The organism is Paraburkholderia aspalathi (assembly GCF_905220735.1).
Taxonomy (GTDB): Bacteria; Pseudomonadota; Gammaproteobacteria; order Burkholderiales; family Burkholderiaceae; genus Paraburkholderia; species Paraburkholderia aspalathi.
Genome location: NZ_CAJNBA010000029.1, coordinates 1 through 1453, shown reverse-complemented (window position 1 = coordinate 1453; position 1453 = coordinate 1). Strand labels below are relative to the sequence as shown.

1 protein-coding gene is annotated in these 1453 nt (G+C 59.1%); it reads left to right on the top strand.

The genetic code is table 11. The features are described 5' to 3' along the window. Positions 1-17: 17 nt before the first annotated feature. The gene (locus KHO30_RS39040; RefSeq protein WP_211704092.1) at positions 18-1031 is read left to right on the top strand and encodes an IS110 family RNA-guided transposase; all 1014 of its coding nucleotides are present in this window, start codon (positions 18-20) and stop codon (positions 1029-1031) included. The last annotated feature ends 422 nt before the right edge of the window (positions 1032-1453 follow it).

The following is a 1453-nucleotide window of genomic DNA, read 5'->3' as shown; positions in this document are numbered from 1 at the left end:
ACCAGAAGGAGGCTGAAGTGAAATATAGCGGAATTGATCTGCATTCGAACAACAGCGTGGTGAGCGTGATCGATGAGACGGACCGGGTGGTTGCCGAAAAGCGTCTGCCCAATGACCTGACGAAGATTGTGGCGTTGCTTGCGCCCTGGCAGGCGGAGCTGGCGGGCGTCGTGGTCGAATCGACGTTCAACTGGTACTGGCTCGTCGATGGTCTCCAGGCAGCGGGGTTCACGGTGCATCTCGCCCACACCACCGCGATCAAGAAATACGACGGACTCAAGCACAGCGGAGATGAGACCGATGCGCGGTTTCTCGCCCACCTGCTGCGACTGGACATTCTTCCCACCGGCACCATCCTGCCGCCGGAGCACCGTGCCGTGCGCGATCTGGCGAGAAAACGCATGCAGCTGGTGCGCAGCCAAACCAGCCACATCCTTGCCGTCGAGAACATTACAGCGCGTCAATACGGCAACCGGATCACGAGCAATCAGGTCAAACGGCTGGATAACGAATCGATTGACCAGATGCATCTGCCCGAGGACGTGGCACTTGCAGTTCGGGCAAACGTCGCGGTCATCGCAACGCTCTCTTCACAGATCGATGTCGTGGAAAAGCGTCTTCATGAAAAGGTCGCATCGAACCCCGACCATGCACTGCTGAGGACGGTGCCTGGCATCGGCCAGACTCTTGCAACAGTCATTGTGCTAGAGGTCGGTCCGATCCAGCGCTTCGCGAACCCCGGCAACTTCGCCTCCTACGCGCGGTGCGTGGACAGCCAGCGCATGAGCAATGGAAAAAAGAAAGGCGAAGGCAATACGAAGAACGGGAATCCATACTTGTCCTGGGCATTTGTCGAGGCAGCCAACTTCGCACTGCGCTATTGCGACCAGGCCAGGCGCTTCTACGAACGCAAGAAGGCCCGAACCAACCCGGTTGTGGCGCGCAAGGCCCTAGCCCACAAACTGGCCCGTGCGTGCTTCCATATCCTGAAGGAGCAAAAACCCTTTGATGTAAGGCGCTGTTTTGCGTAGCGCTAACGGCGGCGGCCGGCAAGCCCCCATTACCCACTGGCGCAACAGCTCTGTAAATTGAATGGGATGCTGTGCCGCCGCCCCTGATGAGCAGTCGAAGCGGATCGCCCGCAATGTGAGCCAGCCACCGATTGGCGCCCTCATAGCAGAGGCAGCCCAAACACTTGTGCGATCACATGGACGCATTGCGGTACCAACGTTCTTCCGGGGCGGCATGCCCGCTAGGGCGATTGGCAGTTTGCATCGCCATCGCTTGATCCACATGGGTGTGTGGCGCGATCCGTCGCAGCCACGATTTGAAGAAACGGGTGCGCTCAGCTGATGCGATCGGGAATCGTGAAATTGAAACTGGCCGCTAGCGCGGCCATGCTGTCGCCTGCTCGCTTGACACCGGCCCGCTAATGGGTGTGGGTAATAGCAAG